Annotated in this window: 20 protein-coding genes; 13 read left to right on the top strand and 7 right to left on the bottom strand. The window is 70.7% G+C overall.

Annotated elements, in window-relative coordinates:
* Window positions 1–68 precede the first annotated feature (68 nt).
* The 4 genes from CRP49_RS14945 to CRP49_RS14960 all read right to left on the bottom strand — a co-directional run bounded on the left by CRP49_RS14945 (window position 69) and on the right by CRP49_RS14960 (window position 3,337).
* Window positions 69–299: a hypothetical protein gene (locus CRP49_RS14945; protein ID WP_097253801.1), complete on the bottom strand. Its 231-nt coding sequence runs from the start codon at window positions 297–299 to the stop codon at window positions 69–71.
* Between the two features lie 30 nt (window positions 300–329).
* Entirely contained in the window at window positions 330–1,340 is a 1,011-nt protein-coding gene (locus tag CRP49_RS14950; protein WP_097253802.1) for a S1C family serine protease, read from the bottom strand.
* Window positions 1,341–1,434: 94 nt separating this feature from the next.
* On the bottom strand, window positions 1,435–2,460 hold the full coding sequence (locus tag CRP49_RS14955; protein ID WP_097253803.1) for a LacI family DNA-binding transcriptional regulator: 1,026 nt from the start codon (window positions 2,458–2,460) through the stop codon (window positions 1,435–1,437).
* 97 nt (window positions 2,461–2,557) lie between these two features.
* A complete protein-coding gene (locus CRP49_RS14960; protein ID WP_094217020.1) occupies window positions 2,558–3,337 on the bottom strand; it encodes a response regulator transcription factor in 780 nt (259 codons plus the stop codon).
* Window positions 3,338–3,518: 181 nt separating this feature from the next.
* Here CRP49_RS14960 and CRP49_RS14965 point away from each other — a divergent pair, with 181 nt between their 5' ends.
* Genes CRP49_RS14965 through CRP49_RS14975 form a run of 3 tightly spaced genes read left to right on the top strand, consistent with a single transcriptional unit; the run spans window position 3,519 to window position 5,800 of the window.
* Complete coding sequence (locus CRP49_RS14965; RefSeq protein WP_097253804.1) at window positions 3,519–4,370, top strand: alpha/beta hydrolase; 852 nt, start codon at window positions 3,519–3,521, stop codon at window positions 4,368–4,370.
* Between the two features lie 52 nt (window positions 4,371–4,422).
* Window positions 4,423–4,677 carry a MoaD/ThiS family protein gene (locus CRP49_RS14970; protein ID WP_097253805.1) on the top strand — a complete coding sequence of 85 codons (255 nt, stop codon included), beginning with the start codon at window positions 4,423–4,425 and terminating at the stop codon, window positions 4,675–4,677.
* 4 nt (window positions 4,678–4,681) lie between these two features.
* Window positions 4,682–5,800: a hypothetical protein gene (locus CRP49_RS14975; RefSeq protein ID WP_097253806.1), complete on the top strand. Its 1,119-nt coding sequence runs from the start codon at window positions 4,682–4,684 to the stop codon at window positions 5,798–5,800.
* On the opposite strand, the gene CRP49_RS14980 is transcribed toward CRP49_RS14975, so the two are convergent.
* Both CRP49_RS14980 and CRP49_RS14985 read right to left on the bottom strand, forming a co-directional pair.
* Window positions 5,797–5,997: a DUF397 domain-containing protein gene (locus tag CRP49_RS14980; RefSeq protein ID WP_097253807.1), complete on the bottom strand. Its 201-nt coding sequence runs from the start codon at window positions 5,995–5,997 to the stop codon at window positions 5,797–5,799. The genes CRP49_RS14975 and CRP49_RS14980 overlap by 4 nt on opposite strands.
* Window positions 5,979–6,818: a helix-turn-helix transcriptional regulator gene (locus tag CRP49_RS14985; RefSeq protein ID WP_097253808.1), complete on the bottom strand. Its 840-nt coding sequence runs from the start codon at window positions 6,816–6,818 to the stop codon at window positions 5,979–5,981. Before CRP49_RS14985 ends, CRP49_RS14980 begins: the two co-directional genes overlap by 19 nt.
* 172 nt (window positions 6,819–6,990) lie before the next feature.
* On the opposite strand from CRP49_RS14985, the gene CRP49_RS14990 reads away from it, so the two are divergent.
* The 7 genes from CRP49_RS14990 (at window position 6,991) to CRP49_RS15020 (ending at window position 10,388) form a co-directional block, all read left to right on the top strand.
* Entirely contained in the window at window positions 6,991–7,365 is a 375-nt protein-coding gene (locus CRP49_RS14990) for a hypothetical protein (RefSeq protein WP_097253809.1), read from the top strand.
* Complete coding sequence (locus tag CRP49_RS14995) at window positions 7,362–7,637, top strand: hypothetical protein (RefSeq protein ID WP_097253810.1); 276 nt, start codon at window positions 7,362–7,364, stop codon at window positions 7,635–7,637. The genes CRP49_RS14990 and CRP49_RS14995 overlap by 4 nt, the downstream gene beginning before the upstream one ends.
* 113 nt (window positions 7,638–7,750) lie before the next feature.
* The gene (locus CRP49_RS15000; RefSeq protein ID WP_097253811.1) at window positions 7,751–8,446 is read left to right on the top strand and encodes a DUF2993 domain-containing protein; all 696 of its coding nucleotides are present in this window, start codon (window positions 7,751–7,753) and stop codon (window positions 8,444–8,446) included.
* Between the two features lie 199 nt (window positions 8,447–8,645).
* The gene (locus tag CRP49_RS49100) at window positions 8,646–8,726 is read left to right on the top strand and encodes an Ms5788A family Cys-rich leader peptide (protein ID WP_350751515.1); all 81 of its coding nucleotides are present in this window, start codon (window positions 8,646–8,648) and stop codon (window positions 8,724–8,726) included.
* A 131-nt stretch (window positions 8,727–8,857) separates the two neighbouring features.
* Window positions 8,858–9,703, top strand: a complete 846-nt coding sequence (locus CRP49_RS15010; RefSeq protein WP_097253812.1) for a sulfurtransferase — start codon at window positions 8,858–8,860, stop codon at window positions 9,701–9,703.
* Window positions 9,704–9,747: 44 nt separating this feature from the next.
* A complete protein-coding gene (locus tag CRP49_RS15015; RefSeq protein WP_010351646.1) occupies window positions 9,748–10,035 on the top strand; it encodes a DUF1416 domain-containing protein in 288 nt (95 codons plus the stop codon).
* 89 nt (window positions 10,036–10,124) lie between these two features.
* A complete protein-coding gene (locus CRP49_RS15020; protein ID WP_097253813.1) occupies window positions 10,125–10,388 on the top strand; it encodes a DUF3099 domain-containing protein in 264 nt (87 codons plus the stop codon).
* Window positions 10,389–10,398: 10 nt separating this feature from the next.
* Here the strand turns inward: CRP49_RS15020 and CRP49_RS15025 are convergent, their stop codons facing one another.
* A complete protein-coding gene (locus CRP49_RS15025) occupies window positions 10,399–10,761 on the bottom strand; it encodes a DsrE family protein (RefSeq protein ID WP_094217032.1) in 363 nt (120 codons plus the stop codon).
* A 114-nt stretch (window positions 10,762–10,875) separates the two neighbouring features.
* Between CRP49_RS15025 and CRP49_RS15030 the strand changes: the two genes are divergently transcribed.
* The 3 genes from CRP49_RS15030 to CRP49_RS15040 are packed head-to-tail and all read left to right on the top strand — an operon-like array spanning window position 10,876 to window position 13,201.
* The gene (locus CRP49_RS15030; protein ID WP_257033406.1) at window positions 10,876–11,595 is read left to right on the top strand and encodes a hypothetical protein; all 720 of its coding nucleotides are present in this window, start codon (window positions 10,876–10,878) and stop codon (window positions 11,593–11,595) included.
* Window positions 11,592–12,362: a hypothetical protein gene (locus tag CRP49_RS15035; protein WP_097253814.1), complete on the top strand. Its 771-nt coding sequence runs from the start codon at window positions 11,592–11,594 to the stop codon at window positions 12,360–12,362. Before CRP49_RS15030 ends, CRP49_RS15035 begins: the two co-directional genes overlap by 4 nt.
* On the top strand, window positions 12,359–13,201 hold the full coding sequence (locus CRP49_RS15040) for a hypothetical protein (RefSeq protein WP_097253815.1): 843 nt from the start codon (window positions 12,359–12,361) through the stop codon (window positions 13,199–13,201). Before CRP49_RS15035 ends, CRP49_RS15040 begins: the two co-directional genes overlap by 4 nt.
* The last annotated feature ends 16 nt before the right edge of the window (window positions 13,202–13,217 follow it).

A 13,217-nucleotide genomic window follows, 5' to 3' on the forward strand; every position in this document is an offset into this window, starting at 1 on the left:
GGTGGGTCGGGTGGACGGGTGTCTCTCAGCCTCGCACGAGTCGAGGCCGCCGGGAACGTGCGCCGGGCTCAGGCGCCCAGCGTGCTCAGCTCGCGGAACCCGGCGAGGCGGTGCAGCGGCACCTTGCGGCGGTGCGGGCGGTCGGTGGAGGTGCGCAGGCCCATCAGCTGGGGGACCGGCGGCACCTCCGGGGCGCGCGGGACCGAGGTCAGCGCGTGCAGCGCGTGCGCGACGGAGAGGGCCAGGGTGAGGTCGGCCGGACCGGTGCCGGCGGCCTGGTGGGAAACCTGCTCGATCATGACGTACTCCCTCGTGCCCCGCGGGGGGTCTCAGCTGGTGGAGCCCGCCCGCAGCTTGGCCAGGTCGGACTTGACGGTGTTGACGGGGATGGCGAAGCCCAGGCCGATGCTGCCCGCGTCCGAGGAGGACGAGGCCTGCGAACTCGACGAGTACATCGCGGAGTTGATCCCGATGATGTTGCCGCTCGCGTCGATCAGCGCGCCGCCGGAGTTGCCGGGGTTGAGCGAGGCGTCCGTCTGGATCGCCTTGTAGGTGGTGGTGGACGAGCCCGTGTCGCCGTTGAACTGGCGGCCGCCGAACTGGAACGGCCACTGCCCGTCGCCGCCCTGGTTCTGGCCCTGGTTCTCGTCCGTGGAGACGGTCACGTCACGGTCGAGCGCGGAGACGATGCCGCTGGTGACGGTGCCGGTCAGGCCCTCGGGGGAGCCGATCGCGACGACCGTGTCGCCGACCTGGACGTTCGAGGAGTTGCCGAGCGAGGCGGCCTTCAGACCGGAGGCGCCCTTCAGCTTGATCAGTGCGAGGTCCTTGGAGCTGTCGGTGCCGACGACTTCGGCGGTGTAGCTCTTGCCGTCGCTGGTGCGCACCTTGATCGAGGTGGCGCCGGAGACGACGTGGTTGTTGGTGACGATCTCGCCGTCACTGGCGATGATCACGCCCGAGCCGGTGGACGAGCCGTTGCTGAGCGTCGCCTGGACCTCGACCACGCTCGGGCTGACGGCGGCGGCGATCGTGGCGACGTCGCCCTTCTTGCTGGAGGGGACCACCGTGGTGGTCGTACCGGAGGAGGAGACCGTGTCCTTGCCGGTCAGCTCCTGGAAGGCGTAGGCGGTGCCGCCGCCGACCGCGGCCGCGACGATCGCCACCGCCGCGAGCAGCCCGATCGGGCCGCGGGTGCGCTTCCGCCGCGGCGCGGGGGCGGGCTCGGGGGCCGGCATCGTGGCCGTCGGGGGCTCGTACGGCGGCGGGGGCGGCCACTCGGGGTTCACGGGAGCGGAGTAGCTGTGCTGCTGGTTGTATGCGCCCTGGCTCTCGGTCATGACAATGAGCATGACCCGCGACCATGAGAGCTTCCTGAGTGCTCCCTGAGAAGCCCGGCAGAACCTCGTTTGCCCGATATGAGGAAGCCTGGGCTCAGACCCCGCAGCCGCAGCTCGTGCGGACCACCAGCCGGGACGGGAACGTCCGCAGCCGCTCGCGCCGCGAGCCCGCCACCCTGAGCCCGTCGTCCAGGACGAGGTCCACCGCGGCCCGGGCCATCGCCGAGCGGTCCGAGGCGATCGTCGTCAGCGGCGGGTCGGCGAGCGCCGCCTCCTTGATGTCGTCGAACCCGGCCACCGCCAGCTCCCCGGGCACGTCGATGCGCAGCTCGCGCGCGGCCCGCAGCAGGCCGATCGCCTGGTCGTCGGTGGAGCAGAAGACGGCGGGCGGCCGGTTCGGGCCGGCGAGCACCTCCAGGGCCACGCGGTAGGCGTCGTAGCGGTTGTACGGCGCCTCGAACAAGCGGCCCTCGGTGGAGACGCCCGCCTCGGCCATGGCCCGCTTCCAGCCCTCGACGTGGTCGGAGACCGGGTCGCCGACGGCCGGCGTCTCGGCCGTACCGCCCATACAGGCGACGTACTCGTAGCCGTGCTCCAGCAGGTGGCGTACGGCGAGCTGGGCGCCGCCCAGGTCGTCGGTGACGACGGCGACGTCGTCGATGGCCTCCGGGCGCTCGTGCAGCAGCACCACCCGGGCGTCCCAGGCCTCGATCTCGGCCGCGGCCAGATCGTTCAGGGCGTGGGAGACCAGGATCAGGCCGGACACCCGCATACCGAGGAACGCGCGCAGGTAGTGCACCTCGCGTTCGCCGATGTAATCGGTGTTGCCGACCAGCACCATCTTCCCGCGCTCGGAGGCGGCCTGCTCGACGGCGTGCGCCATCTCGCCGAAGAAGGGCTGGCGGGCGTCCGGGATGATCAGGCCTATGAGGTCGGTGCGCCGTGACGCCATGGCCTGGGCGACCCGGTCGGGCCGGTACCCCAGCTCCTTGATCGCCGCGAGGACACGCTCGCGCGTGGCCGGGGCGACCGGCCGGGGTCCGTTGTTGATGACATAACTGACGACGGCGGTGGAAGTTCCAGCCAGCCGTGCCACATCATCCCGAGTCACCTTGGCCACGCGCGGAGTCTACGCGGATGGACCCGCTCTGGGCAGGGCGTATCGGATCCCGCCTGTGCGGAAGCAATGCCCCGCACAAGCGGTTCCCATGCCTCCGCTATGCGTCGACGTGGACCTCGGACCCGTCCAGGGCCGCCGATGCGTCCGCATCTTCCGCCTTTGCCCGGTCCGCCTTGGCCTTGGCCTCGTCAGCGGACCGGTCGCCTTTTTCGGGCGTAACGAATCGATAACCGACGTTCCGGACGGTCCCGATCAGCGACTCGTGCTCGGGGCCGAGCTTGGCGCGCAGCCGCCGTACGTGCACGTCGACGGTCCGGGTGCCGCCGAAGTAGTCGTAGCCCCACACCTCCTGCAGCAGCTGGGCGCGGGTGAAGACCCGGCCCGGGTGCTGGGCGAGGTACTTGAGGAGCTCGAACTCCTTGAAGGTGAGGTCCAGGACCCGGCCCTTGAGCTTGGCCGAGTAGGTCGCCTCGTCCACGGACAGGTCGCCGTTGCGGATCTCCATCGGGGAGTCGTCGGCGACGATCTGCTGCCGGCCCATCGCGAGCCGGAGCCGGGCCTCGACCTCGGCCGGGCCCGCGGTGTCGAGCAGGACGTCGTCGATGCCCCAGTCGGCGGTGACGGCGGCCAGGCCGCCCTCGGTGACGACGAGGAGAAGCGGACAGCCGGGGCCGGTCGAGCGCAGCAGCTGACAGAGGCTGCGCACCTGCGGCAGGTCACGGCGGCCGTCGATGAGGATGACGTCGGCGCCGGGGGTGTCGACGAGAGCGGGTCCCTCGGCCGGGGCGACCCGCACATTGTGCAGGAGCAGGCCGAGCGCGGGCAGCACCTCCGTCGACGGCTGGAGGGCGTTGGTCAGGAGCAGCAGAGAACTCATACGTCTGGTTCCTCCTCGGTCCCTGCGAGGACGTGTGCGGTGCGGCACTGCTCTGCGATCCCGAAGGCCCCGTACATCAGCGGTCACCTGAGGTTTCCCGCTTCGTATACAACGCTTCCGAAAGCACAAAAGGACCCGGGGGCTACGCTGCCCGAGTCCTCTGCCCAGCAGAATAGCCCACATGAGCAACCGTCCGGCAGGTCATGCGGCACGTTCCACCGTTCGTCCGAATAGCGAGACAGGCAGAAAGGCCCCTATCCGGACGTTTCTGTGCACGGCTGACGGTGTTCCGGTCGATTCCGTATACAACCCGGCAGCGGTCGTATACGAAGCAGTGCCGGACGCCTCCCGTACACCCTCCGATGGCCCGGCGTTCGTGATCGCCCACGGCTTCACCGGGGACGTGGACCGGCCGCATGTACGAAGGGTGGCGGACGTGCTCGCCCGTTACGGCGCCGTCGTCACCTTCTCCTTCCGCGGCCACGGTGCCTCGGGCGGCCGGTCCACGGTCGGCGACAAGGAGGTGCTGGACCTGGCCGCCGCGGTGGAGTGGGCGCGCGGCTTCGGGCACGCGCGCGTGGTGACCGTCGGCTTCTCCATGGGCGGCTCGGTGGTGCTGCGGCACGCGGCCCTGTACCCGGGCACGGTCGACGCGGTGGTCTCGGTCAGCGCCCCCGCGCGCTGGTACTACCGGGGTACGGCCCCCATGCGCCGCCTGCACTGGCTGGTCACCCGCCCCGAGGGCCGCCTGGTCGGCCGCTACGGCCTGCGCACCCGCATCCACCACCGCGAGTGGAACCCGGTGCCGCTCTCCCCGGTCCAGGCCGTCCCGAGGATCGCCCCCACCCCGCTCCTCATCGTGCACGGCGACCGCGACGGCTACTTCCCCCTCGACCACCCCCGGATGCTCGCCGAGGCCGCCGGTGACCACGGCGAACTCTGGCTGGAGCCCGGCATGGGCCACGCCGAACACGCGGCGGACGAGGCCCTGCTGGCCCGGATCGGCGACTGGGTGGCCGCGAGGGCGAGCTAGCCTGACTCCAACAATCTTTTGATGTGTCTCTCGCTGTCGATTGAGGAACCAGATGCCCAAGGTCACGGTCCGCTACTGGGCCGCTGCCAAGGCCGCGGCCCAGGTCGCCGAGGAGCCGTACGCCGCGGCCACGCTCGCCGACGCGCTCGCCGCGGTGCGTGAGCGACACCCCGGTGAACTCACGCGCGTCCTGCAGCGATGCTCCTTCATCGTCGACGGTCACCCCGTGGGGACCCGTGCGCATGAGACGGTACGGCTGGCCGAGGGCGGCACGGTCGAGGTGCTCCCGCCGTTCGCAGGAGGATGAGGCGATGAGCGACCAGCCGTATCAGGGCGGGCCGTACGAGGGGTACGACCCGTACGGACAGCAGCAGCACCAGGCGGCGCCGCAGGCCTGGCCCGGGCAGTCCCAGGCCGGGTACGACCAGTACGCCGACGCGTACCCGCAGCAGGGCTACGACCAGCAGTACACCCAGCAGTGGCAGGGCCAGACCTGGGAGACGCAGACACACGCGCACGTGCGGGCGGCGGAGACGTCGTACCTGCCGCCGCAGGAGCCGTACGCCCCGCAGGCACCGGCCCCCCAGCCCCCTCAGCCGCAGCAGCCGGAGCCCGCTCCCGAGGCCGAGGCGGCCACCGCCTACGGCCCCGCCACGCTCGCCGGCAACTCCCGCGTCACCGACGCGCAGCGCGCCCGCCTGGAGGGCCGCTCCCCGATCATCGAGCCCGGCATGCAGCCGGCGCTGCTCACCGCCGGGCTGGGCCTGCTCCTCGCGGTGACGGCCGCCATCGCCTCGTACGCCCTCGTCGTACCGCTGGTGATGCTCCAGGCCGTGACGGCGGCGGGCTGGTTCCGGCTGAACGGCATGTGGCCCGCCCGGCAGGGCATCGCGCTGGCCTTCCTGGGCGGACTCACCGCGGACGCGGCTGTCCTGGCCGCGGGCCGCGACCACGCACCGGCCGCGATCCTCGGCCCCCTGGGCGTCTGGGTCCTGCTCTCCCTGGTCCTCCAGCTCCGCTCGCACGCCTCACCGGACGAGCGGATGTACGGCCTGATGGCCACGGTCGCCTCCTCGTCCCTCGCGGTCCTGGCCACGGGCTACCTCGCCGCCCAGCCGCACGCGGTCTCGGTCGGCGCGGCGGCGGTCGCGGTAGCCGTCCTGGCCCGCGCCCTGCCCCTGCCGACCCCGGCGTCGGTCGTGGTCTCCCTGCTTGCCGCCTCCGGCGCGGGTATCGCGGTCGGCGGCATGACGGGCTTCGGCACGAAGGGCGCGGCCCTGGGAGCGGCGGCGGCGATCTGCGCCCTGATCGGACATCGGGTGGCCAGCTACGACTACCCGTCCCGCTTCGTCCACTTCACGGCGGGGGTGGCACTTCCCTTGTCGGCGGCGGCGCCGGTGGTGTGGGTACTGGGGCGTGCGCTGGCTTAGCGCCCCTCGCGCTTGACTCCGTCCACGAAGGCGGCCCAGGCGCCGGCCTCGAAGAGGAGGGCGCCCTGGGAGGGGGCCTTGCTGTCGCGGACGGGGACGAGGGGGAGGTTGTCCGCGACTTCGACGCAGGCGCCGCCGTCCTGGTTGCTGTAACTGCTCTTGCGCCACGTGACGGTGCTCAGATCGATGGCTCGCATGGCGCCTCCTCCAGGATCCGTCCGATGAACTCCCGCGATTCGTCCGGAGTTAGGGCCAAATCGCGTACTCGATCGTATCGGAGCTGGAGCTGGTCGACAGCCGTAGTTTCCTGGACTAGTTCGCCCGAGTAGCCGGTCTCGACCCAGGCGACGATCCGGCCGGCGCCGTGCAGGAACATGGTGTCGGTGTTCGTCAATCCGTGCAGCCCCTTCGCCAACGGCAGCACCTGGATGGTGACGTTGGGGCTCCCTCCCATCACCAGAAGATGGCGCAATTGCGCGTGCCAAGCGGCCAGGTCACGGAGCGGGCTGCGCAGCACCGTCTCGGAGAGGATGGTGCGGAACTGCGGCCCGCCGTCTGCGAGTAGCAGCTCACGACGCCCCATACGGGCCAGGACTTGCTTGTCCAGCTCCGCCCCCGTCAGCCCGCCCTGCGTGAGCAGTTCGGTGGCGTACTCGGGCGTTTGCAACAGGCCGTGGATGATGCTCGGCGAGTACTGCCACATACTCACCGCCTCGGCCTCCAACACCATGTACCGCCGATACCGCTCCTTGAACTGCGTCGGGTCGGCCACTGCCAGCTCCCACAGCGTGAGCAGCATCCCGTTGGTGCCGTAGTACTGATCCAGCGCCTGGATCACCTCAGGGCCGCCCAGCGTGTGCCCGTTCTCCAGCTTGCCGAACTGGGACGCGTCCCAGCCCACCACCTCCGCCAGGCCCCGCAGGGACACGCCCCGCTCGGCCCGCAATAAGCGCAGCTCCTCCGCGAACCGCAACCTCGGCTCCTGACTGCGCCCCGTGATCGCCCTCCGCTGCGGCACCGCACCCCTCCCGGCTGTGGAATTTGTGGAATTTGGAGCGCCCGCTGTGGAACTAGCGGCCGTTCTGCGCGTATCCGCCTCCGTCCTGGGCCATGCTCGTAACACCCAGGAATACGCAGAGTAGTCCAACTGTCGCATTCCGTATAGATGTTGGGCAAAAGGAGGTAAACTCATGGAGCTCGGAACTCTGCTCTACGATCCCGCCACCGACAGAGTCGGTGAGTACCAGGACCGGTCGGGGCCGTACGCGATGCTGCGCCCCGTCGGCGGCGGCCGCGAATGGCAGGCCGACCCCGACGCGCTGCGTCCGGCCACGGACCGGGAACGGCTGCACGCCGGTGTGCGCGCCGCGAACGACCGCACCGCGGCACTGCCGTCCGCGCCGCTCGACGTCGTCAGCCGTCCGCCCCGGCCGGTGCCTGGGTGCCCGGCGTGCCTGCAGCTGGGGGAGCGGCGGGAGGCCGCGCGGGCGGTGTTCGACCGCAGTGCCGAGACCGACGCGAACGTCCTGCTCCGGCAGCACCAGGGACAGGAGCACCGCGCATGAGGGGTGGCGGAGGTCTGCCGTACGAGGAGTGCCGGCGGCAGCAGAGGCACGCGGCGCCGCGAGACCGGACGCGCGACTGGCCGGCGTATGCGCTCCCGCCGTTCCATCACGGGCTGGCCGGTAGTGCGGCTGACGCTCCCGACGCCGGCCGCGGTCCCGCCCCCCACGCCCGGCGGCCCCGGCGGGTCGACGGCGCGGCGGTGAGCGGCGTACTCCTCGCCCTCTGCGTCGCCGCGCTGCTCGCGGCAACCGTTGCCGCGGCCGGCCGCTGAACCGGGCCCTTGTCACAGGTGATCCACAATCCCCCGGCGGTCCGGTGCGTCCGGTTACCGTGGCGTACCGGTACACCACCGCACACGACCGCCGACCCGGGGGAAACACCACCATGCGCGCCCTGCGAATAATCCTGATCCTCGTCGTGATCCTGGGCGGGCTCTTCGTGATCGCCGACCGTGTCGCCGTGCACTTCGCCGAGGGCGAGGCCGCGGACAAGCTGCGGACGTCGGAGAACCTGGCGTCGACCCCGGACGTGAACATCAAGGGCTTCCCGTTCCTCACCCAGGTCGCGGGCGGCTCCCTGGACGACGTCGAGGTCGGCATCAAGGACTACGAGGCGGCCACCGGCACCAACGGCAAGACCATCCGCATCGACGACCTCTCGGCCGACATGAAGGGCGTCGACTTCTCCGGCGACTACAGCTCCGCCACCGCGGCCACCGCCACCGGCACCGCGACGATCGCCTACGACCAGCTGCTGAACGCGGTCAAGGACGAGCCGGTCGACCTGCCCCTGGGCGCCACCGGCAAGGTGACCGGCCTCGCCTACGGCGGAAACGGCAAGGTCAGGGCCACGGTCGTGGTCGCCGGTGTGCCGCTCCCGGTGCTCGGCACGGTCACGCTCCAGGGCGACACCGTGAAGGTGCACGCCGATGGGCTGCCCAAGTTCGGCAACCAGGCGGTCGACGTCTCCGAGGTGAAGATCGGCCAGCTGCCCGGCGGTATCAAGCTGGACAAGGTGCAGGCCGCCCAGGACGGTGTGGAGATCAGCGTGAAGGGTTCGGACGTCAGGCTGGCGGGGTAGTACGACAGGCGGTGGAACGGCGGGTGTCCGACAGGCGAGACACCCTCGTCCGCACCGCAGATGCATGAGCGGCGCAAGCGCCCGGAGGTCGTCCCGCCGACGCCCCGGGCGCTTCTCTTGTCCCGGCATTCGGACGATCGCGTCTCAAAATCCGACACACCGGTGACACGCCCGCCCGGACGTCCCTACGATCGGGCCCATGAAGCGACAGGCGGATCTCACAAAGCGGCGGGCAGTCGACCTGTGCCGCGTTGCCGCCATGCTCTGTCGCCCCTTCTGAGCGAAAGTCCCCGACTTCCGCATCTCACCCCTGCCCTGCTGGAAGGGCACCCGTGCGCCTCCGGACGAAACCGGAACCGCACCCGTACGCACTCGCACGCCTCGCCGCAACTGCCCCGGAGGAGAAAGAGCATGAGCCGCAGCGACGTCCTCGTAGACGCCGACTGGGTCCAGGACCACCTGGACGACCCCACGATCGCCATCGTGGAGGTGGACGAGGACACGTCCGCCTACGAGAAGAACCACATCAAGAACGCGATCCGCATCGACTGGACCAAGGACCTCCAGGACCCGGTCCGCCGTGACTTCATCGACCAGGAGGGCTTCGAGAAGCTCCTGTCGAAGAAGGGCATCGCCAACGACACGCTGGTGATCCTCTACGGCGGCAACAACAACTGGTTCGCGTCGTACGCCTACTGGTACTTCAAGCTGTACGGCCACGAGAACGTCAAGCTCCTCGACGGCGGCCGCAAGAAGTGGGAGCTGGACGCCCGCGAGCTGGTCGACGGCTCCGACGTGCCCGAGCGTGCCTCGACCGACTACAAGGCCAAGGCGCAGGACACCTCCATCCGTGCCTTCCGCGACGACGTGGTCGCCGCGATCGGCGCGCAGAACCTGGTCGACGTCCGCTCGCCCGACGAGTTCTCCGGCAAGCTGCTCGCCCCGGCGCACCTCCCGCAGGAGCAGTCGCAGCGTCCGGGCCACGTCCCGACCGCCCGCAACATCCCGTGGTCGAAGAACGCCAACGACGACGGCACCTTCAAGTCGGACGACGAGCTGAAGGAGCTGTACGCCGAGGAGAGCGTGGACCTCGCCAAGGACACGATCGCCTACTGCCGCATCGGTGAGCGCTCGGCCCTGACCTGGTTCGTGCTGCACGAGCTGCTCGGCGTCCAGAACGTCAAGAACTACGACGGCTCCTGGACCGAGTACGGCTCCCTCGTCGGCGTGCCGATCGAGCTCGGCGCCAACAAGTAACCCATCCCGACCGACCTTCTGGTCAGACCCCTCTGGAGATAGACATGTGTGGAGCGAAGGCCGGCGGCCCGGACGCCTCGACGATCAAGCCCGGTGAGACCACGATCCAGGGTCAGGTGACCCGCGACGGCGAGCCGGTGACCGGCTACGTCCGTCTGCTGGACTCGACCGGCGAGTTCACCGCGGAGGTCCCCACCTCCGCCACGGGGCAGTTCCGCTTCTACGCGGCCGAGGGCACCTGGACCGTCCGTGCCCTGGTTCCCGGTGCCACCGCCGACCGCACGGTCGTCGCCCAGCAGGGCGGTCTCGCGGAGGTGGCGATCGCGGTCTGAGCAACCTCGGCACCGCTTGAAGGGCCGCACCCCCCGGGTTGGACGCCTGGGGTGCGGCCCTTCGGCCTGCCCGGATCTACCCTGGACTCATGCTGGCTCGGCGACGTCACATCTACTTCGCCATGATGGGGATCTGCCTCGTCCTCTTCGTCCTGGCCTGGGGAGTCGTGCGCTTCTGGTCGATCCCCGCGGCGGTCGGGATGTGCGTGGTCGCCATGATCATCCCGCCGGTGGCCGCGATGGTGGCCAACCGGCGCGGCCCCGACGACCGCTGGTGGGACGACCCCTCGGGCGACCCGCAGTCCGACGAGTGGTGGGACGAGCTGGACGGCAAGAAGCGGCCCAAGACGTGAGACGGGCTGCTCAGTAGACGAGCGCCTGCGTCTCGTCCCCCAGCGCCTCCTGTACGAAGACCTGCGCGCCCGCGATCCGTACGCCCTCCAGGACGTCCTTCTCGGTGATCTCGCGCCGGGCGGCGCACTGCGTGCACAGCGTGATGCGGCCGGCCGCGAGGATCGAGTCGATCAGGTCCGGCAGCGGAGCGGCATGCGGCAGCTCGAACTCGGCCGCCCGCCCCGGCAGCGCGAACCAGGACGACTCCCCGGTCAGCCACAACGAGACCTCGACCCCGCTGGCCACGGCCACCGCCGCCACCGTGAACGCCTGTGAGCAGCGCTCGGGTGCGTCGGCCCCGGCGGTCACCTTGATCACGAGCTTCTTCGCCATGTCCGAATCGTAATCCGTCCCCCTACAACTCCATGCACATGCCATGAGTCTTCTGTGCGCGCGGATGGCGGAATCCACGCTTCCCGTTGTCCAGGGAGTATCCAGGGAGACGTCTTGGCAGAACCAGAAGTGCTGGCAGAACCAGAAGAAAGACCACGTTGGCGCGGCCGTACGCCCCAGCTGATCGGCGCCGCCGCCGTGCTCGGCCTGGTCGCCGGCACCTGTGCGGGGTACGTCGTCCAGGCCGACCGCAGGCCCACGAAGCTGCCGTCGCTCTCCCAGCCGGTGATCAAGCAGGCCACGGGCGAGGTCGAGCCGCTCTCGGCCGCGCAGGACCGCGAGGTCAGGACCGACGGCGACCTGCGCAAGCTGCTGCTGGCGAAGCCGAACGGTGCGAGGGAGGCGAACTGGGTGCCGGCCGACGGCTGGATGGGCCTGGCCGCGTACGCCGACGAGTACCCCGACCCGGGAGACAAGTTCAGCGATCTCGATGCGCACGAGTTCCGCCGGGCGGCCGTCACCGGCTGGAAGGTCGGCAGCGCGTACGCCGTGAACATCCGGCTGGTCCAGTACCGGCAGGAGGACTCCATGGGCGCCGTCGACACCAGCCACAACCTCCAGGACGACGCGGAGTCCGCGTCCCCGACCGACAGCTGGAGCATCCCCGGAACAGGGGACGGCAGGGCGTATGCGTACAACCGCGGGCCGTTCTACAGCGCCGAGGCGCATGCCTGGCGCGGGGACATCGCGATGGAGATCTGGATCTACGGCACCAAGCCGATCAGCAAGAAGACGATCAGGGACCTGGCCGAGCGGCAGATGGAGCGGCTGTGACCGAGAAGCAGAACGAGCCCCGGCGCCGGGGCCGTATCGCCGCCGTCGTCGGTTCCGCGCTGTTGGCCGCGGCCCTCGTCGCCGGAGTGGGATACACCGTCGTGACCGTGCGGGGCGCCGACCGTGACGCGGGTGCTCCCGTCTGGAAGTTCCCCAAGGTGACCGCCGACAAGGACAAGGCAGCGGCGACGCGGCACGGGCTCGCCGGCATGCTCGTACCGTTCGGGACCGGCCTCTGGGTCCGCGGCCCCGACATCGGACAGTTCGGCTCCGACGCCCAGCTCAGCGGTGCCCAGGCCACCGCCCTGCGGAAGGAGTCGGTGAGCGGTCTGCCCCGGTCCCTGCGCCGGCGGCTGGAGAAGCAGATCGACCGGCAGCACATCAAGGGCATGGCGATGCGCAGCTATTTCAGCGGGGCGTCACAGGCCGACATGTGGAACGACGGCGACTACTCGGTGAGCATCGTGCTGGCCCGGATGGAGGACAGGGCCGCAGTCCGCTCGGCCTCGACCTACCAGAACGCGTTCCTCGACGCCCTGGGAAGCCTGCGCGCGGGCCCGAAGATCCAAGGCCACGAGAACGCCAGGTGCTTCCGCTCGCCCAAGGGCACCGACGAGGACCTCGACACGGTGCTCTGCTCCGCGTACGTCGGCGACATCCTGGTCACCGCCACCGCGACCGGCGGGCAGCCACTCGACACCGAGGGGGTCGCGAAGCTCCTGCGCACCCAACTCGACCGCATCGCCGAACCGGGGGAGGCCGTATGAGCGAGCAGGAGACGGCACCGGAGACGACGATCGTGACCAGTGAGCAGCCCGAGGCCCCGCTGCCCGCCCCCGGCAAGGACCGCCGCGCCCTGCGCGCGCTCCTGCGCTGGACCGCGGCCCTCGCCGTCTTCGCGGCGGTCGGGGCGGGAACGGCGTACGGGATCACCCGGATGGACCGGACGGACGTCCCCGGTCTGGCCACCGCCTCGGACGGCCGCTGGGCCTACCCCGAGCTGACCCGGCCGCCGCTGCCCTCCGGCAGCCCCGCGCCCTTCGCCGACGCGAACCGGGCCGGCGCCCACTACGCCGACCTGCGCGCCCTGCTCCTGCCCGCGCCCGAGGGCGCCAACGAGGACAAGGCGCTGCGCGGCTCGGACGGCTGGCTGGCGACGAAGGACTACCTGGCGGAGTACGCCCTCAAGGAGGAGCGGGACGAACTGCGGCAGAAGCTGGTCGACACCGGTCTGCGGCACATAGCGGCCCGCGGCTGGACCACCCCGGACGGCACCCGGACCCGCATCTACCTGCTGCAGTTCGGCACGGCGAACGTCGTCGAGAACCAGTTCGCGAGCGACAACGTCGCCTACAGCACCCCGGCCTACCAGGTGCGCGGCTCCGGCGAGGCCGTCTACGACGAGGGCTTCCCCGAGAGGGCCGCCGTCTCGCGGGTCGAGCGCACCGCCTACGTCGAGGCGAAGCCGTACGGCGCCGAGCAGGTCCGGCAGGCCTACGTCGCCGCGGGGGACGTCTTCGCGGTGATCCTGCAGTCCCGCAAGGGCACCGCCCCCGCCGTCCCCTTCCAGCAGACGGTCGTCCTGCAGAGCCAGCTGCTCGGCTGAGGCGCACCTGGCCAGG

Source organism: Streptomyces sp. Ag109_G2-15, assembly GCF_900215565.1.
Taxonomy (GTDB): Bacteria; Actinomycetota; Actinomycetes; order Streptomycetales; family Streptomycetaceae; genus Streptomyces; species Streptomyces diastatochromogenes.

Coding starts and splice junctions, on each gene's coding strand:
- CRP49_RS14945 (WP_097253801.1), bottom strand. CDS start 299: ATGATCGAGCAGGTTTCCCACCAGGCCGCCGGCACCGGTCCGGCCGAC.
- CRP49_RS14950 (WP_097253802.1), bottom strand. CDS start 1,340: ATGACCGAGAGCCAGGGCGCATACAACCAGCAGCACAGCTACTCCGCT.
- CRP49_RS14960 (WP_094217020.1), bottom strand. CDS start 3,337: ATGAGTTCTCTGCTGCTCCTGACCAACGCCCTCCAGCCGTCGACGGAG.
- CRP49_RS14965 (WP_097253804.1), top strand. CDS start 3,519: ATGAGCAACCGTCCGGCAGGTCATGCGGCACGTTCCACCGTTCGTCCG.
- CRP49_RS14970 (WP_097253805.1), top strand. CDS start 4,423: ATGCCCAAGGTCACGGTCCGCTACTGGGCCGCTGCCAAGGCCGCGGCC.
- CRP49_RS14975 (WP_097253806.1), top strand. CDS start 4,682: ATGAGCGACCAGCCGTATCAGGGCGGGCCGTACGAGGGGTACGACCCG.
- CRP49_RS14980 (WP_097253807.1), bottom strand. CDS start 5,997: ATGCGAGCCATCGATCTGAGCACCGTCACGTGGCGCAAGAGCAGTTAC.
- CRP49_RS14990 (WP_097253809.1), top strand. CDS start 6,991: ATGGAGCTCGGAACTCTGCTCTACGATCCCGCCACCGACAGAGTCGGT.
- CRP49_RS14995 (WP_097253810.1), top strand. CDS start 7,362: ATGAGGGGTGGCGGAGGTCTGCCGTACGAGGAGTGCCGGCGGCAGCAG.
- CRP49_RS15000 (WP_097253811.1), top strand. CDS start 7,751: ATGCGCGCCCTGCGAATAATCCTGATCCTCGTCGTGATCCTGGGCGGG.
- CRP49_RS49100 (WP_350751515.1), top strand. CDS start 8,646: ATGAAGCGACAGGCGGATCTCACAAAGCGGCGGGCAGTCGACCTGTGC.
- CRP49_RS15010 (WP_097253812.1), top strand. CDS start 8,858: ATGAGCCGCAGCGACGTCCTCGTAGACGCCGACTGGGTCCAGGACCAC.
- CRP49_RS15015 (WP_010351646.1), top strand. CDS start 9,748: ATGTGTGGAGCGAAGGCCGGCGGCCCGGACGCCTCGACGATCAAGCCC.
- CRP49_RS15020 (WP_097253813.1), top strand. CDS start 10,125: ATGCTGGCTCGGCGACGTCACATCTACTTCGCCATGATGGGGATCTGC.
- CRP49_RS15025 (WP_094217032.1), bottom strand. CDS start 10,761: ATGGCGAAGAAGCTCGTGATCAAGGTGACCGCCGGGGCCGACGCACCC.
- CRP49_RS15040 (WP_097253815.1), top strand. CDS start 12,359: ATGAGCGAGCAGGAGACGGCACCGGAGACGACGATCGTGACCAGTGAG.